Source organism: Accumulibacter sp., assembly GCF_016789985.1.
Lineage (GTDB): Bacteria > Pseudomonadota > Gammaproteobacteria > Burkholderiales > Rhodocyclaceae > Accumulibacter.
The window spans coordinates 1-17,058 of sequence record NZ_JAEUOL010000146.1; the positions used below are offsets into that span (position 1 = coordinate 1).

Annotated in this window: 14 protein-coding genes; 11 read left to right on the forward strand and 3 right to left on the reverse strand. The window is 61.1% G+C overall.

Features of this window, described 5'->3' with window-relative positions; genetic code table 11:
- Positions 1 to 234: 234 nt before the first annotated feature.
- Positions 235 to 927: a Bax inhibitor-1/YccA family protein gene (locus JNK99_RS08350; RefSeq protein ID WP_291851295.1), complete on the forward strand. Its 693-nt coding sequence runs from the start codon at positions 235 to 237 to the stop codon at positions 925 to 927.
- A 45-nt stretch (positions 928 to 972) separates the two neighbouring features.
- Here the strand turns inward: JNK99_RS08350 and JNK99_RS08355 are convergent, their stop codons facing one another.
- Both JNK99_RS08355 and JNK99_RS08360 read right to left on the reverse strand, forming a co-directional pair.
- The gene (locus JNK99_RS08355; RefSeq protein ID WP_291851298.1) at positions 973 to 1,851 is read right to left on the reverse strand and encodes a polysaccharide deacetylase family protein; all 879 of its coding nucleotides are present in this window, start codon (positions 1,849 to 1,851) and stop codon (positions 973 to 975) included.
- A gap of 53 nt (positions 1,852 to 1,904) precedes the next feature.
- A complete protein-coding gene (locus tag JNK99_RS08360; RefSeq protein WP_291851301.1) occupies positions 1,905 to 2,276 on the reverse strand; it encodes an Mth938-like domain-containing protein in 372 nt (123 codons plus the stop codon).
- Positions 2,277 to 2,423: 147 nt separating this feature from the next.
- On the opposite strand from JNK99_RS08360, the gene alaC reads away from it, so the two are divergent.
- The 9 genes from alaC (at position 2,424) to tpiA (ending at position 14,633) form a co-directional block, all read left to right on the forward strand.
- A complete protein-coding gene (gene alaC / locus JNK99_RS08365; protein WP_291851304.1) occupies positions 2,424 to 3,608 on the forward strand; it encodes an alanine transaminase in 1,185 nt (394 codons plus the stop codon).
- A 9-nt stretch (positions 3,609 to 3,617) separates the two neighbouring features.
- Complete coding sequence (locus JNK99_RS08370) at positions 3,618 to 4,850, forward strand: pyridoxal phosphate-dependent aminotransferase (protein ID WP_291851307.1); 1,233 nt, start codon at positions 3,618 to 3,620, stop codon at positions 4,848 to 4,850.
- A 75-nt stretch (positions 4,851 to 4,925) separates the two neighbouring features.
- Entirely contained in the window at positions 4,926 to 6,236 is a 1,311-nt protein-coding gene (locus JNK99_RS08375; protein WP_291851310.1) for a homoserine dehydrogenase, read from the forward strand.
- A gap of 114 nt (positions 6,237 to 6,350) precedes the next feature.
- Entirely contained in the window at positions 6,351 to 7,223 is an 873-nt protein-coding gene (locus JNK99_RS08380; RefSeq protein ID WP_291851331.1) for a lipid A biosynthesis acyltransferase, read from the forward strand.
- Positions 7,224 to 7,370: 147 nt separating this feature from the next.
- A complete protein-coding gene (locus JNK99_RS08385; RefSeq protein WP_291851313.1) occupies positions 7,371 to 9,137 on the forward strand; it encodes a carbamoyltransferase in 1,767 nt (588 codons plus the stop codon).
- The gene (locus JNK99_RS08390) at positions 9,134 to 10,633 is read left to right on the forward strand and encodes an endonuclease/exonuclease/phosphatase family protein (RefSeq protein WP_291851315.1); all 1,500 of its coding nucleotides are present in this window, start codon (positions 9,134 to 9,136) and stop codon (positions 10,631 to 10,633) included. Before JNK99_RS08385 ends, JNK99_RS08390 begins: the two co-directional genes overlap by 4 nt.
- Positions 10,634 to 10,714: 81 nt before the next feature.
- Entirely contained in the window at positions 10,715 to 12,310 is a 1,596-nt protein-coding gene (locus tag JNK99_RS08395) for a phospholipase D-like domain-containing protein (protein WP_291851318.1), read from the forward strand.
- Positions 12,311 to 12,532: 222 nt separating this feature from the next.
- Positions 12,533 to 13,789 (forward strand): phosphoglycerate kinase, encoded by a 1,257-nt coding sequence (gene pgk / locus JNK99_RS08400; RefSeq protein ID WP_291851321.1) that lies wholly within the window; start codon positions 12,533 to 12,535, stop codon positions 13,787 to 13,789.
- A 76-nt stretch (positions 13,790 to 13,865) separates the two neighbouring features.
- Positions 13,866 to 14,633 (forward strand): triose-phosphate isomerase, encoded by a 768-nt coding sequence (gene tpiA, locus JNK99_RS08405; RefSeq protein WP_291851324.1) that lies wholly within the window; start codon positions 13,866 to 13,868, stop codon positions 14,631 to 14,633.
- 77 nt (positions 14,634 to 14,710) lie between these two features.
- On the opposite strand, the gene gpmI is transcribed toward tpiA, so the two are convergent.
- Positions 14,711 to 16,408 (reverse strand): 2,3-bisphosphoglycerate-independent phosphoglycerate mutase, encoded by a 1,698-nt coding sequence (gene gpmI, locus JNK99_RS08410; protein WP_291851327.1) that lies wholly within the window; start codon positions 16,406 to 16,408, stop codon positions 14,711 to 14,713.
- Between the two features lie 153 nt (positions 16,409 to 16,561).
- Between gpmI and JNK99_RS08415 the strand changes: the two genes are divergently transcribed.
- Positions 16,562 to 16,987 (forward strand): carbohydrate porin, encoded by a 426-nt coding sequence (locus JNK99_RS08415; protein ID WP_291851329.1) that lies wholly within the window; start codon positions 16,562 to 16,564, stop codon positions 16,985 to 16,987.
- The last annotated feature ends 71 nt before the right edge of the window (positions 16,988 to 17,058 follow it).

Here is a 17,058-nt window from a genome sequence, read left to right on the forward strand (position 1 = left end):
ACCATTGGAGTGTCCGCAAAGCCTATCGCAGTGCCCTTTCCTGGTTCAAACGCGGCATCCGCCTTCTCTTGAGACGCGCTGCCAGCGCACTGCCTCTTCCCAAGTTCTTTCAGGGGGCCGAAACATGATAGGTGGTAAGCGGGTCTCCCCTCGATGTCGCGGGCGATTGAAACTTTCCTGGCGTTTGGTTAGTCTTAGGCCCATAGTCGCATTTCCATATCCAGGAGGAACACGATGCAACCCCAGTTTCAGATGACAGGCCAGCCGACCGACGTGATGACCGTGCAGCAGAACAAGGTGCTGCGCAATACGTTCATGTTGCTTGCGCTGACCATGGTACCGACGGTCCTCGGCGCGCTGGTCGGCGTGCAGATGGAGTTTTCTTTCATGGCGGGCAGTCCCCTGATGTCGTTCCTGCTATTCCTTGGTATCGCCTTCGGCTTCATGTGGGGCATCGAGCGAACCAAGAACAGTGGCATGGGGGTGGTGCTGCTGCTTGCCTTCACCTTCTTCATGGGGCTGATGCTGTCGCGCATTCTGCAGGTGGCGCTGGGCTTCAGCAACGGTGGTTCGCTGATTGCCATGGCGGCCGGCGGTACGGGTGTCATCTTCTTCTCGCTGGCCGGTGTGGCGTCGGTGACCAAGAAGGACTTCAGCTTCATGGGCAAGTTCCTGTTCATCGGCATGATCGTCGTGCTGCTGGCGGCGCTGGGCAACATCTTTTTCCAGATTCCGGCCTTGTCGCTGACCATTTCGGCGGTCGCGGTGATGATCTTCTCGGCCTACATCCTCTATGACATCAGCCGGATCGTCACCGGGGGCGAGGACAACTACATCTCGGCGACGCTGGCGGTCTACCTCGATATCTACAACGTCTTCGTCAGCCTGCTCAACCTGCTGATGGCCTTCAGCGGCGATCGCGACTGAGAGGCCTGTTCGGGTAAAAACCCTGGGCGGCTGCGGCCGCCCTTTTCATGCCGGCTGCAGGAAAGCGGGTCCTTGCTGCATGTAGCGGCCGGAGCGCCCGGCCAGCTCGGTGAAGACGACCTCGTGGCGTGGCAGGGTGGCGATGTTGCGCGAGGCAATCTGGTTGCGCAGAGCGACCAGCTGATAGCCGCGCTGCTTCCACTCGAGCAGCAAGTGTTCAAATGCGGCGAGGAATCTCATCCCCTCCAGTTCGGCGCGCAGCGTGAACACGTGATCACCGGCGTCGCACGTCGACCGTTCGAGAATCTGTTCGATCGCCAGTTCGGCCGAAGCGGTTCCGCTGGTGAGCAGTTCATCCAGTGTTGGCAGGGTTGTCGGTAGCTGCGGACAGTGGACCAGTTCGCCGTCAATGACCGGCAGGAAGGGAAATCGTCCCCGGCAATCGCTGGCGTAAGAGAATCCCAGGCGTTGCGTGAGGCGCAGGGCGTGGCGGTTGGTCCGCCAACCGGCTGCCCCGTGGGCATGCGGCGGCTGGCCGAAGATGCCCGTGAAGCGTCGGTAGGCAAGGGTCATCTGGACTTCGATCCAGGCACTGTCGGCTGTCGGCGCGGTGCTTTGCCAGCGGACCCGATTCCAGGCGTGTACGCCGACTTCGAAACCGCTGTCGCTTGCCCGTCGCATCTGGTCGGCACAGCGCGCGCCGATGTCCGGTGCCGGCAGCAGCAGTCCGTAGAGGCGCGTCGCAAGGTCGTAGTATCGGCTCGGCGAGAGTCGACGTGATTCCCGTCCGCTGTGGTCGGGGCCGAGCGAGAAAAAAAAGCTGGCCGACGCCTCGTGTCGCTGCAGCAGATCGATCAGAGCCGGGACACCGGTCAAGGTGCCGCGGTAGGTGTCCACATCAATTTTGAGGGCGATACGTTTCATCACGGTGGGGACGACGGCAGCCGGCGGCAACAGCCGGCGACGGGTAGGGCACATCAGACAAGGAGGAGACCGGCGGCGACCTTCCGTCCTTCGCCCATGAGAACGTTATACGTACGACAGGCTGCCGGCAGATCCATCACCTCGAGCCCCTTCTGCAGCCGGACCAGCGGGTGCAACAGATCGGGACTCGGGAAACGCAGGCGTCTGCCGGTGCCGAGCAGAATGATATCGGCATCAAGTGTGGCGAGCAGTTCGAAGTCGGCGATGCTTAGCGTCTCGAAGGTGGCCAGCGTCCAGTCGGGCAGCAGACGATCGGGCAGGACGGCCAAGTTGCGCGTGTGGCGCACACCGTTCACGCTGACGTAGCCGTCACCGTAAGCGGTAAAGGTGTTCAGGCCCTCGCTGCTGTCGAGCTGCAGTTTCATGAAAATTGCGGTGTACCAGACGTTGAAGTAGGATTATAGCTTTTTTGTCGCCCACCTTCCGAGCTTGCCGGCGCTATCGGGCACGCTATGCAGATGGCGATCGAAGATCAGGCGCCAACTGCACCGAACATTTTCCGAGCTTCGACCATGAGAGAGTTTTCCCGCATCAAGCGTCTGCCACCCTACGTTTTCAGCATCACTGGTGAACTGAAAATGGCCGCCCGTCGGCGCGGTGAAGACATTATCGACATGAGCATGGGTAACCCGGATGGTCCGACGCCACAGCATATTACCGACAAGCTGGTTGAAGCGGCGTTGCGCGAGAATACGCATGGCTACTCGATCTCCAAGGGAATTCCCCGTCTGCGACGGGCGATTTGCGACTGGTATCAGCGTCGCTATGAGGTGAGTTTCGACCCGGAAACCGAGGCGGTGGTGACCATCGGTTCGAAGGAGGGCCTCGCCCATCTGATGCTCGCGACACTCGACCGTGGCGATACGGTTTTGGTTCCCAATCCTTCGTATCCGATCCACATCTACGGCGCGATCATCGCCGGAGCCGACATCCGCTCCGTTCGCATGACGCCCGAGGTCGATTTCTTCGAGGAGGTGGAGCGCGCCATTCGCGAGTCGATTCCGAAGCCGAAGATGATGATTCTCGGGTTTCCGAGCAATCCGACCGCGCGCTGTGTCGATCTCGAATTCTTCGAACGGATCGTCGCCCTCGCCCGGCTGAACGATATTCTGGTGGTGCATGATCTGGCCTATGCCGACATCGTCTTCGACGGCTACCAGGCGCCGTCGATCATGCAGGTCTCCGGTGCGCGTGAAGTGGCGGTCGAGTTCTTCACCATGTCCAAGAGCTACAACATGGCGGGCTGGCGGGTCGGCTACATGGTCGGCAACCAGGAACTGTGCAACGCTCTGGTGCGTATCAAGAGCTATCATGACTACGGTACCTTCACGCCGATCCAGGTTGCTTCGGTGATTGCGTTGGATGGTCCGCAGCAGTGCGTCGAAGAGGTGCGCCAGCTCTATCAGGGGCGCCGCAACGTGCTGGCCAAGGGCCTGCACGAAGCCGGATGGATGGTCGATGTACCGAAGGCATCGATGTACATCTGGGCCAGGATCCCCGAACCGTATCGAAATCTGGGTTCGCTCGATTTTGCCAAGAAACTGCTTGGCGAAGCGCGCGTGGCGGTGTCGCCCGGAGTTGGTTTCGGCGAGTACGGCGACGATCACGTGCGCTTCGCGCTGATCGAAAACGAAGAGCGTACACGGCAGGCGGTGCGCGGCATCAAGGACATGTTCAGGAAGGACGGCCTACTCTAGGCGAGGACGATGAAGCCGGTACTCAAATCGAACAAGCTGGACAACGTCTGTTATGACATTCGCGGCGCCGTGCTGCAGAAAGCCAAACAGATGGAGGACGAAGGCCACCATATCGTCAAGCTCAACATCGGTAATCTTGCCGCTTTCGGTTTCGACGCACCCGAGGAAATCCAGCTCGACATGATCCGCAACCTGCCGAACGCGGCGGGGTACTCGGACTCGAAGGGGATCTTCTCGGCGCGCAAGGCGGTGATGCATTACACGCAGCAGAAACACATCAAGGGCGTCACCCTCGAGGACATCTATATTGGCAACGGTGTCTCCGAGTTGATCGTGATGGCGATGAATGCCCTGCTGAACATTGGCGACGAGGTGCTGGTTCCAGCACCCGATTACCCTTTGTGGACGGCTGCAGTCAGCTTGTCGAGCGGCACACCGCGTCACTATCTTTGCGATGAGGCGAACGACTGGCTGCCCGATCTTGATGACCTGAGGGCGAAGATCACACCGCGTACGCGCGCGCTGGTAGTCATCAACCCGAACAACCCGACTGGTGCACTGTATCCGGAAAGCGTGCTGCGTGGCCTGGTCGCCATCGCGCGCGAGCACGGCCTGATCATCTACGCCGACGAGGTCTATGACAAGGTCCTGTACGACGGCGCGACGCATACGGCGATCGCTTCACTGGCGGATGACTTGCTGACCGTGACCTTCAATGGCCTTTCCAAGAACTACCGCTCCTGCGGCTATCGGGCTGGCTGGATGGTCGTTTCCGGTGACCTGCGCGGGGCCCGCGACTACATCGAGGGTCTCGACATGCTCGCCTCGATGCGTCTGTGTGCCAACGTGCCGGCGCAGCATGCGATCCAGACCGCGCTGGGTGGTTACCAGAGCATCGACGATCTGGTGGCGCCAGGTGGTCGAATGTGTCGTCAGCGCGATCTGGCCTACGAACTGATCACGGCGATCCCGGGGGTGGGCTGCGTCAAACCCAAGGCAGCGCTGTACATGTTTCCGCGCCTCGATCCACAGATCTACCCGATAGCCGACGACCAGGATTTCATTGCCGAATTGCTGGCCGAAGAGCGCGTTCTGCTGGTCCAGGGCAGCGGTTTCAACTGGCCGGAGCCCGACCACTTCCGACTCGTCTTCCTGCCGCATGAAGACGATTTGCGTGACGCCATCGGCCGCATCGCGCGTTTCCTGGCCGGTTACCGCAAACGGGCCGGCACTACGGCCTAGCCTGCCCTGTGCAGGCAGGTAGCCGGCTGGTGCAGCTTTCCCTCCTTTTCCAACCCTCACTTCTTCTGGCTGTCTATGAAACCTATCAACGTTGGACTTCTCGGGATCGGCACTGTCGGTGGTGGAACTTTTGCGGTACTTCAGCGCAACGCGGAAGAGATTTCCCGCCGCGCCGGTCGCCCGATCCAGATCAGCGTGGTTGCCGACAAGGATACGGAACGGGCGCGGCAGCTGACCGCTGGCCGTTGCCGGCTGACCGATGACGCCTTTGCCGTGGTCAGCGACCCGGATATCGACATCGTTGTCGAGTTGATTGGTGGTTACGGTGTGGCCCGGGAACTGGTGCTGCAAGCGATCGACCATGGCAAGCACGTAGTGACGGCAAACAAGGCTCTGCTGGCCAAGCATGGCAACGAGATTTTCGCGGCTGCCCGGCAATGCGGGGTGATGGTTGCCTTCGAGGCTGCCGTCGCTGGTGGCATCCCGATCATCAAGGCCTTGCGCGAAGGTCTGACGGCCAACCGCATCGAGTGGATTGCCGGCATCATTAATGGCACGACCAACTTCATCCTTTCCGAGATGCGCGACAAGGGGTTGTCGTTCGCAGCGGTGCTTGCCGAGGCGCAGCGTCTCGGTTACGCCGAGGCCGATCCAACCTTCGACGTCGAGGGTGTGGACGCGGCACACAAGCTGTCGATCATGTCGGCCATTGCCTTCGGCAACTCGATGAGCTTCGACCAGGCGTACATCGAGGGGATCAGCCGGCTCGACGCGGCCGACATCAAGTACGCTGAACAACTCGGCTATCGTATCAAGCTGCTCGGCATCACCAAACGCACCGCCGGGGGCGTCGAACTGCGCGTTCACCCGACGCTGATCCCGGCCAAGCGCTTGATTGCCAATGTCGAAGGCGCCATGAACGCGGTGCTGGTCAAGGGCGATGCCGTCGGCGCGACGCTTTACTACGGCAAAGGAGCCGGCGCCGAGCCGACTGCCTCGGCGGTCATCGCCGACCTGGTCGACGTGACGCGCATGCACACCGCCGACCCCGAGCACCGTGTGCCACACCTCGCCTTCCAACCGGATGCAATGGTCGATCTGCCGATTCTGCCGATCTCCGAGGTGGTCAGCAGCTACTATCTCCGTTTGCGGGTCGAAGACCGGCCAGGCGTTCTGGCCGATGTGACACGCATTCTGGCCGACGACGGCATTTCCATCGTCGCCATGATCCAGCGCGAGCCGAGCGAGGGTGAAGAGCAGACCGACATCATCATGCTGACGCACAAGACGCGCGAGCAAAACATCGATACGGCGATTGCCGGCATAGAATCACTGCCCGCGGTCAGAGGGCAGGTCATCCGCCTGCGGCTGGAGGAACTGCTCTAGTCCGGCGGACGACCGTGCAGTGGTGAATCGCTGTCCCATCAACCAGCGCCCGGAGCCGCAGGCAATGAAGCAATTGCCGCACAGCCGGGCTGGCCACGCCCACTCTGGCCAATGCTGAGTCGACTGCTTGTCGGGTTGCTCTGGCTGCTGCATTTCCTGCCGTTAACGGTGCTGGCCCGCTGTGGCAGCGGCTTGGGCAGCGCTTTCTTTCGCCTCGGTCGCCGACGCCGGCACATCGTCCTGGTGAATCTCCGGTTGTGTTTCCCGGAACTCGACGAAGCACAACGTCAGGACATGGCGCGCGCCCATTTCAGGGTGCTGGGCCGCAGCATGCTCGAACGCAGTCTCCTGTGGTGGGCGAGTCGCGCCAGGCTGTCGCGTTTGCTGCGTGTCGAAGGCGAGGAGCGGATGCGGACATTGCTGGCAGCCGGTCGGCCGGTCCTGATGCTGACGCCCCACTTCGTCGGGCTGGATGTCGGCGGTGCCGCGATTGCCATGCGCTTCGACTGCGCGAGCATCTACGCCGTGCAGTCGAACCGCGTCTTCGACCGGCTTCTGCTGCGTGGTCGCCAACGCTTTGGCGACCAGTTGCTGCTCTCGCGCCAGGAATCCGTGCGTGCCAGTGTCAGGGCGATGAAGGCGGGGCGCCCGCTTTACTACCTGCCGGATATGGACTTCGGCCGGCGCGATTCGATTTTCGTCCCCTTCTTCGGCGTCCCGGCGGCGACCGTCCCTGGACTGGCGCGGCTGGCGCGGCTGGCCGGGGCGGTGGTCGTTCCATGCCTGACGCGCATCCTGCCCGGCGGCGCAGGTTATGTGGTGACGGTCGGCGAACCGTGGCAGGACTTTCCGACCGACGACGTCGAGGCCGACACAAGCAGGATGAATGCCTGGATCGAAGCGGCCATCCGCACCATGCCGGAGCAGTATTACTGGGTGCATAGGCGTTTCAAGACCCGACCAGAGGGTGAGCCGCGCCCTTACTGATTAGCTGCGCCGGTCGGCAACTCGGGTCACAGCCGTGCGGCGAGCGAACCGAAGCGGGACCGGGGCGGGTATACTGGGGGCCTTGGTCGGTTTGCCGCAGCCTGTTCGTCAGCCGGCCCGATAAACCGATCCTCTGAGACCTGAACCTTGGCACTGACCCTACTCGGACTGTCCGGCGCGCTTACCCACGATCCCTCGGCGGCGCTCTATATCGACGGCAAGCTCGTCGCCGCAGCGGAGGAGGAGCGCTTCGTGCGCGACAAGCACGCCAAGAACCGCATGCCCTACGAGGCCGCCAAGTTCTGCCTCGATTTTGCCGGCATCAAGCCGGCCGCGGTCGATGCGGTGGCCATTCCGTTTGCTCCGATCAGCCTCTCGGAACCGGCACGCTGGCATTACGCACGGCGTTACTGGTACGCGCCGGAGCGTGCGCTGGATGCGCTGCTGACCGGCAACCGGCGCTTCCACCGCTACCGGAGACGCATCGAGTGGTGCCTGCAGCAGCTTGGCTTCGACCTGAAGAGAACCGAGATCGTGCCGGTCGAGCACCACCTGGCACATGCCGCGAGTGCTTATCATTGCGCGGCTTTCCAGGAGAAGACTGCAATCCTCGGTATCGACGGCAAGGGGGAATACGCCACCACCTTCTTCGGCTACGGCGAGAACGGCAGGATTCACAAGATCAAGGAGTTCTACGATCCGGATTCTCTGGGTGGCCTGTACGGCGCCCTGACCGAGTACCTGGGTTTCGAGATGCTCGACGGCGAGTACAAGGTGATGGGCATGGCGCCCTACGGTGACGCCGACCGCTATGATTTCTCGCGGCTGGCCAGTTTCGAAAACGGCGAACTCAGGATCAATACCGATTACGCCAACGTGATCGGCTTCCGCCGCTACAAGGAGAACGGCAAGGGTTACTATTTCTCGCCGAAGTTGGTCGAGTGGTTGGGACCGCGGCGTTCGGGCGACGTGGCCGATGATCCCTACATCCACTACGCGGCGAGCATGCAACGGCTGTTCGAGGACCTGTCGTTGCGGATGCTCGAGCACTACCTTGGCGACATCCTGCGGGAAACCGGGCACCTCGCCTTTTCCGGGGGGGGGGCACTGAACGTCAAGCTCAACCAGAAGATCATTGCCCGTCCGGATGTGCGCCAGCTCTTCGTCCAGCCGGCATCGGGCGACGCCGGTACGGCGGTCGGTGCTGCGGCCTACGTGTCGGTGCAGCGAGGCGTTGCGGTCGAGAGAATGGAGCATGTCTACCTCGGGCCGGCATACAGCAACGAGGACGTTGCCGCCGCCTGTGCGCGCCACCCTGCACGACCGGCGTGGCAGCGGCTGGACGACGTACCGCGCTGGATCGCCCGTCTGCTGGCGGCAGGAAATCCCGTCGCCTGGTTTCAGGGGCGGATGGAGTTCGGGCCACGCGCGCTTGGCGGGCGCTCCATCCTTGGCTGTCCGAGCGTCGCCGGGGTTGCCGACCGGATCAATGCACAGATCAAGTTTCGCGAGCGCTGGCGCCCTTTCTGCCCGAGCATGCTCGACACCGTCGGGCCGCAGATGCTCGGCAGCACACACCCGGCCCCGTTCATGACCTTCACCTTCGAGGTGGCCGAGGGATGGAAGGAGCGTGTTCCGGAGGTGGTGCACGAAGACGGTACCTCGCGCGCGCAGGTGCTGCAGCGCGAGTTCAATCCACGCTATTACGACCTCATGCTTGAACTCGAAAAGCTGACCGGCAACGGTGTCGTGCTCAACACTTCGCTCAACCGGCGCGGTGAACCGATGATCTGCTCGCCGACCGACGCACTCAACATGTTCTTCGGGTCCGACCTGCAGTATCTGGTGATGGAGGACCTGCTGGTGGTCAAGGAAGGCGCCAGCACAAACACCGATTCGACGTGGGAAAAATGAACAAGATCAGTCTGCTCTACGCGAAAAACATCATCAGCAGAAAAGCGGCACAGCAGGAGTTGTCGTTTCTCCTGCAGGTCGAGAACATTGCTTTCGGCAAGAGTGTCACCATCGTATGGACCGGCGAGGACGGAGTCTGGCATGAGCTGCCGGCGGCCTATCACGGTTCGATCGATAACGCCAGGGAATACTGGTTTGCCCACCGCACCTTTCCTCTGTCCGCTGACCAGTCGCTGCCCGGCAACGTCCAGTTCGCGCTGCGCTATCGGGTGGCGGGTGTCGAGTACTGGGATAACCACCAGGGCGAGAATTTTTCGATTCAGGCCGACTCGGGGGTCCTGCTGGCGCCGGACCGTCCGCTGCTGAGGGTGGAGTGCGCACGTCGCCTGGCCGATCAGCAGCTGCTCCTGCCGGTCGTTGTGGCGGTCAACAGCGGGCTGAAGGCGGGCCGGGTGAGCATCGAGTGGACCACCGACGACTGGAAGACGAGCCGGCAGACGGTTGCCCGTTACCGCCGGAACTACTGGGACAGCGAGTTTGCCAGCAACGCAAGGAATCCAAACCACTACGGCTGCAAGATCTGGGATGCGTTGCTCAAGGTGGGCGATGCCTTTCGCGTGCAGTACCGGATTGCTTGCGAAATCGGGCGGCAGGTACGCTACGATGACAATTCCGGACAAAATCACGTTGTCGCGCGTCGGCCGCTGTCCGTCATGATCCTCAATCTTCATTGTTGCCAGGAAGAGGATCAGGATGACAAGCTGTCGCAGATCGCCCGGGCGATCGATGAGCTCGGGGTCGACATCGTCTGCCTGCAGGAAGTGGCCGAACTATGGAACGATGGCCAGGGCGACTGGCAGACGAATACCGCGAGGATCATCAACCAGCGGCTCAGGTCGCCTTACCATCTGGCGACCGACTGGTCACATCTGGGCTTTGAGCGCTACCGCGAGGGCGTCGCGGTGCTCAGCAGGTACCCGATCGAGAGGCAGCAGGCGAGGTATGTCTCGAGCAACAGCGATCCCTACAGCATTCACTCGCGCAAGGTGGTCATGGCGCGGATTAAGGTCCCCTGTTTTGGTCTGATCAACGTGTTCTCCTCCCATCTCAGCTGGTGGGATGATGGCTTCGCCGAGCAGTTCGACAAACTGCGTCGGTGGGCCACCGAAGAGCACGTCGGCGAAGTGGTGGGCAGCATGCTGTGTGGCGATTTCAACATCAAGGCGGGCTCGCGTGGCTACCAACAGGTGGTCGAGTCGGATGAATACCAGGACCAGTATCTTGCCGTCAACTCGCCGCAGGTCTTTCGCCGGGTCTTCGAGACCAGGGATGCTCGCTGGCAACGTTACCTGGACGACGATGATCGTATCGACTACATATTTCTGCGTCGGGGCAGCGCTTTGTGCGTTACCTCAGGCAGAAGCGTATTCACCGAGCAGGATTACGGAAGAGTGTCCGACCATATTGGCTATCTGATGAGCTTCGAGCCAACATGACTTGCGGGCGCGTTCGCATGGCTTGCCCGACACCTGCCGTGTCGGGTAGGCGTCACCAAAGGATGAGCAGTTCGTTTTGATATGGATAGAGCAGAGAACTATGCCGTACCGGTGCACGGAAACCTCGGCGGATCATTCGTGCGCAGCAACGACTTCAACGAGAAATTCCATCTTCGCTGGGGCAAGATCATTTTCGACGTCGCCTTTGGCGTGCAGGTCAACGTCAAGGTGGTTCTCCGGGTCTATAGTGACAACAGTATTTGCGAAACCTATATTGTCGATACCGATCCCTATGATATCCAGTGGAATCATCACAAGCGGCGTACGCGGGATTTTTACATCCATCCCGTGTCGCGTAGCTTCGGGCAGGCCAATTGTGTCAAGTTCGCCTTCGTGGTGCATCGCGACGAGCGCTCGCTTTCCTCGCAACTCGAGTATATTTTCATGGACTGGTCGCAGTTGCGGGACGAGCGGCCGCAGTACCGGCGAATCACAACGGAATGGGCAACGCCGAACAGCTATCGCACGCATGAGGTCAATGCCGGGCAGTTGCAGAGCGATGTCGATTGGTACAACCATCATTTCGGCTCGCTGCACCTGATTCCCAAGTTCACCAAGGGCCAGCAGCACCATCCCTATCATCCAAAACGCTTCATTCACGATCACATCGACAAGGTGATTCGCAGCAAGCACGAGCACCCCAATCGTTTTTGCACGATCAAGGTGAGCGTCGACTGCATCGACGACCATGACTTCACGCGCCATCTGGTGCATGCCAGTCAACAGGGAGTCTGGGTGCAGTGCATCGTGGACTGGCGCAAGATGACGCTGACCAACAGCGAGAACTATGCCCGCCTGAAACGCGCCGGGATCGAGTTGCTGGGGGTGTTCTGCACACCACATCATCACCTGATCGAGGTCGATCCCGACATGCATACCAAGTTCATCATCTTCAATGATGAGGACTGCATACTCGGCTCCTTCAACATTACGTTTGACCGCTGGTGGGCGAACTGGGAATCGGGGATGAGCTTCCATTCGAAGGGCGTCTGCCGGCTGCTCGACAACGTTTTCCAGAGCGAGCGTGGCGGGGTCAACCAGAAGTACGGCATCGACCCGCTCAGCCCGTTCAACCTGCTCTACACTTACGGCCGGCACGCCTTGCTCGATGGCCGCTATTACCGGCCGCATCAGGCGATTCTCGCCGAGATTCACCGCGCCCGGCATTCGATCAAGTTGACCCTGTTCCTGATCGGCAACCTGCTGGGCGAGCACGGAGACAGTGTCATCGATGCCCTGATCCATGCCAGGAACCGCGGCGTGCACGTGCACATCCTGCTCAATGGCCATCTGGCGCGGCAGGGGCGCGTCGGCATCGAACGTTCGATGGCCGAGGAGCTGAACCGACCGCTGCTGCCGGCAGTACAGGGATTGCGCACGGCGGGCGTCGCGGTCGGTCTGGTGTACGGGCAGACGGATCATCCGGTGCCCTATTCACCGATTCACTCCAAGTACTGCATCATCGACGAGAGGACGGTCATCGAGGGCAGTTTCAACTGGTACAACACCTCGGTGTTCTCGCACGACCTGACCGTTCTGGCGACCAGTCGCGAGGTGGCGAACGCTTATCTGCACGAGTTTGAGCAGATCCAGCGCCTGTTCAGAATCTATTACTGAAAGCCGTGGCTACCCCTTGACAACAGACAATTGACTCCGGGAGCAGCGCCAAGGATACTTCGTCTGCGTGGTTGAAACGCCTTCCCCCAAGTTTCATTTTCTCAACGCAGTGGCTGAAAGACACTCTGTCAGGGAGTCGTTTTGCTGCCAATACGGAGACACCATGCCCTTTTCGATCCTGATTCCAGCTTTTCTCAACACCAACTCACTCTCGAGGAAATCATGCCCAAACTGTTCATCGAAGATCTCGCCCTCGAAGGCAAGCGCGCCCTGATTCGCGTCGATTTCAACGTCCCTCAGGACAAGGTGACCGGTGCGATCACCAATACCAAGCGTATCGAGGCCGCCCTGCCGACGATCAAGCATGCTCTGGATAAGGGAGCTGCGGTGATTCTGATGTCGCATCTCGGCCGTCCCGACGGGAAAGCCAACCCGCAATACAGTCTGGCGCCGGTCGCCAGCGCGCTCGAAGGTCTGCTGGGACGTCCCGTGAAGTTTCTGCCCGACTGTGTCGGCCCCGAGGTCGAGGCAGCCTGCGCGCAGATCAAGCCCGGCGAAGTGATCCTGCTGGAGAACCTTCGCTTCCACATCGAGGAAGAAGGCAAGGCCAGTGTCACCAACGCCGACGGCAGCATCACCAAGCTCAAGGCCAACCCGGAAGATGTCAAAGCCTTCCGCGCTTCGCTGACCAGGCTGGCCGACGTCTACATCAACGACGCATTCGGTACGGCCCACCGTGACCACTCGTCGATGACCGGTGTGCAGTTGCCCGAACGTGCAGCCGGCTACCTGATGAACAAGGAACTGGATGCCTTCTCGGCGGTGCTCGAATCGCCCCGGCGGCCGTTGCTGGCCATCCTCGGCGGGGCCAAGGTGGCCGACAAGATCCAGCTGATCAACAATCTGCTTGATAAGGCCGATCAGATCATCATCGGCGGTGGCATGGCCTTCACCTTCAAGAAGGTACTCTCGGCAATGCCGATCGGCAACTCGCTGTTTGACGAGGAGGGTGCCAGACTGGTGCCCGGTCTGATGGAAAAAGCCCGCGAAAAGGGTAAGGAAATCCTCTTGCCGGTCGATTTCGTGATTGCCGACAAGTTCGACGCCAACGCCAATACGAGGACCACCAACGATGTCGACGGCGTCCCCGATGGCTGGCTGGGTCTTGACTGCGGTCCCGAATCGACGCGCCTCTTCAGCGAGGCGATCCTCAAGGCGAGGACCATCATCTGGAACGGTCCGGCGGGTGTTTTCGAGTTCGGGAAGTTCGAGGCCGGCACGCGGGCGATGGCCGACGCAGTCGTCCAGGCCACCGCAGCCGGTGCGATCACCGTCATCGGCGGTGGTGACACCGCAACTGCTGCCAAGAAATACGGTGCCGACAGGAAAGTGACCCATAGCTCGACCGGTGGCGGTGCTTCGCTCGAGTACCTGGAGGGCAAGATCCTGCCCGGCGTTGCCGCCCTTTCCGAGAAGTGAGGCACCGCGCTCCCCGGCGATGCCGGGAACCGGTCGTTTGCCAACTCGTCACAGCAATTCAACATCGAGGAATACCATGCGTAAGATCGTTATCGCCGGCAACTGGAAAATGAACAAGACGGTTGCCGAGTCAGTGCAGCTCGCTACCGAGGTGGTGACTGCCGCCAGGGATGTCAGCAAGGTGGTGGTCGCCATCGCTCCGACCTACCTCGCTCTGGCCAAGGTGGCCGAAGTGGTCAAGGGCAGCAACGTCAAGCTGGCCGCACAGGACGTGCATTGGGAGAACCAGGGCGCATTCACCGGCAAGGTCAGTGCCGACATGCTCAAGGAGATCGGCGTTGACTTCGTCATCATCGGCCATTCGGAGCAGCGGAGCTATTTCGGCGAGACCGACGAAACCGTCAACAAGAAGGTCAAGAAGGTGCAGTCACTCGACATGACGCCGATCATCTGCATCGGCGAAACCCTTGCCGAGCGCAAGGACGGCCGCCTTGAAGGCGTGCTCACGATGCAGGTGAACGGGGCCTATGCGGGCCTGTCGGCCGACCAGGCATTGCGTACGGTGATCGCCTACGAACCCGTGTGGGCCATCGGTACGGGCGTCACGGCGACCGACCAAGAGGCACAGGAGGCACACGCCTTCGTCCGCGGACTGTTGACCAAGCTCTATGGCGACCATGTTGCCCAGTCGATCAGCATTCAGTACGGCGGTTCGATGAAACCGGAAAACGCCGCCGGGCTGCTGGCACAGAAGGACATCGATGGTGGTCTGATCGGTGGTGCAGCGCTCAAGGCCGACAGCTTTCTCGGTATCGTCACCCCGGGCGAGTCGCTGAACAAGTAAGCGTTAGCGACAAGGGCGCCGCGCCGGATGGTGCGGCGCCCTTTTTGCTGACGGCGATCAATCGGTCTGTTTCGGGATCAGGAACCCGATTGATCGGGAGTGAACGCCGCGCATGGCGGCAACTTTTCCTTGTCCTGCTTTAGTTCGAGCAGGCTCTCGTCCCACTTGGCGTGTTTCTCGAGCCCAAGCAGGTGGGTGATCGTCGCGGCGATGTTCGAAAGGCCGGCGGTCGCAGTCTGTTTGAGGCCCAGCTTGCCCCCTGTCACGTTGTCGTAGAGGATCAGTGGTACCGGGTTGAGCGTATGCGAGGTCTTGGCCTTGAAGGATCCGTCGGGATTCTGAGCCGGTTGCCGGGTCTTCTTGTCGATCTCGTACATCTCGTCGGCATTGCCATGATCGGCCGTGATCAGCGCCACGCCACCGAGCGCGTCAATGACCGGCAGAAGGCGTGCCAGTTGCAGGTCCAGCGCTTCGATCGCCATCGTCGCGGCGCGGAAGTGTCCGGTATGACCGACCATGTCGCCATTTGCGAAGTTGCAGCGCAAGGTCCTGTACTGCCCGCTCTTCAGCGCATCGATCATGGCGTCGGCGATCTCCGCAGCTTTCATCCAGGGGCGTTGTTCGAAAGGCACCACGTCGCTCGGCACCTCCTGGTAGGTTTCCCCATCAAACTTGTTCGAGCGGTTGCCGTTCCAGAAATAGGTCACGTGCCCGAACTTCTGTGTTTCCGAGCAGGCGAACTGGGTGATGCCGGACTTGGCGAACCACTCGCCCATGGTGTCCAGGATGGCTGGCGGATCGACCAGGAAGCGCCGGGGAAGTTTGAGGTCACCGTCGTATTGCAGCATTCCGGCATAGGTGACCCGTGGTACACGGATGCGGTCGAACTTGTCAAAGCTGGTTTCCTCGAAGGCGCGAGTGATTTCGATCGCGCGGTCGCCGCGGAAGTTGAAAAACACGACCGAGTCACCGTCCTCTATGGTGCCGACGGCGCGACCGTCACTGGCGATCACGAAGGGCGGCAGATCCTGGTCGATCGTTCCCGGGTACTGGACGCGCAGTGCCTTGATTGCTGCCGAAGCACTGTCGTATTGTGTGCCATCGCCGAGCACGTGGGTTTGCCAGCCTTTCTCGACCATCCTCCAGTTGGCTTCGTAGCGGTCCATGGTGATGTTCATCCGGCCGCCACCCGAGGCGATGCGTGCGTCAAAGCCGTTGCCGCTGGTTTCCGTCAGGAAGGCTTCGAAGGGTAGCACGTAGTCCAGTGCGCTGGTTTCGGGAACGTCGCGTCCATCGAGCAGGATATGAACACGCACTGCCGGTACGCCTTCTTCCCTGGCACGCAGAATCATGGCCCGCAGGTGATCGATGTGACTGTGCACATTGCCATCGGAGAACAGACCGATGAAGTGAATGATGCCACGGCCCGCCTTGGCGCCGGCGACGATCTGCTGCCAGGCGGCGCCCTGCCAGATCGAGCCGGTGGCAATGGCATCGGCGACCAGGGCGGCGCCTTGGCTGTACACCTGGCCGGCGCCGATGGCATTGTGACCGACCTCGGAGTTGCCCATGTCTTCGTCAGAAGGCATGCCGACGGCGGTGCCGTGGGCGCGCAAGACGATGTTCGGGTACCTGGCAAGAAGACGGTCGAGGGTCGGCTTTCTGGCCGCAGCGATGGCACTGCCGACTTCCGACTTGGCGATACCGTAGCCGTCCATGACGATGGTGACGATGGGACCCTGAATTCCAGGGAAAGAGGCAGATCTCTGCAACATGATGGATTCCTGGGGAAGTGAAGCGTTGGGAACGAAGGCCGCCAAGTATCGGGAAGCAGCGGCGTCAGCAGCAGTATACCGCAAGCCGTGAGTCCCCCGTGACGATCGACAAGAGCGTTTAGAAACAGTCTATTATGTGTCATTGACTAGAGCTTGGACGGGGAGTCCGGGGCGCTGATCGACGTCTGTCGTCATGGCTTTACCGACGACCGCACCAGCACCCTTGCTTGCTCGATCGGCGGCGGTCTCGGCTTACGGGTCCGTTCGCTGTCGCCAGGGGGATCCTTCGGCATTGCCGTGACGCGTGCCCATGCCGGCCCACAGGGACGGGCCCGGTTGTCAAGCGGCACCGGAGGCAGGCTGTCGTCGTGCGATGAGACCGTCGTCGAAGTGACTTGCCAATCCCGACTCTGGCCGGGGTTGACGATGTGGCCGGTGGTGCAGCGTATCTTCAACCCCGGTTATTACCTGACCAACGCCACCATCGCCGGCGTTGGTCAGCAACCCGGATTCCGACCAGCCGGCCTGAGCCGGGTCGATTGCGAGACGCTCAGCGGTTGGTCGGGCCGACCAACCTAGCGGGGTTGCTGCAGGCCGACCGTCGTCGGCTGGCGCTTGATCCTGAAGCGGATGCGTCGCCGGATCCGCTT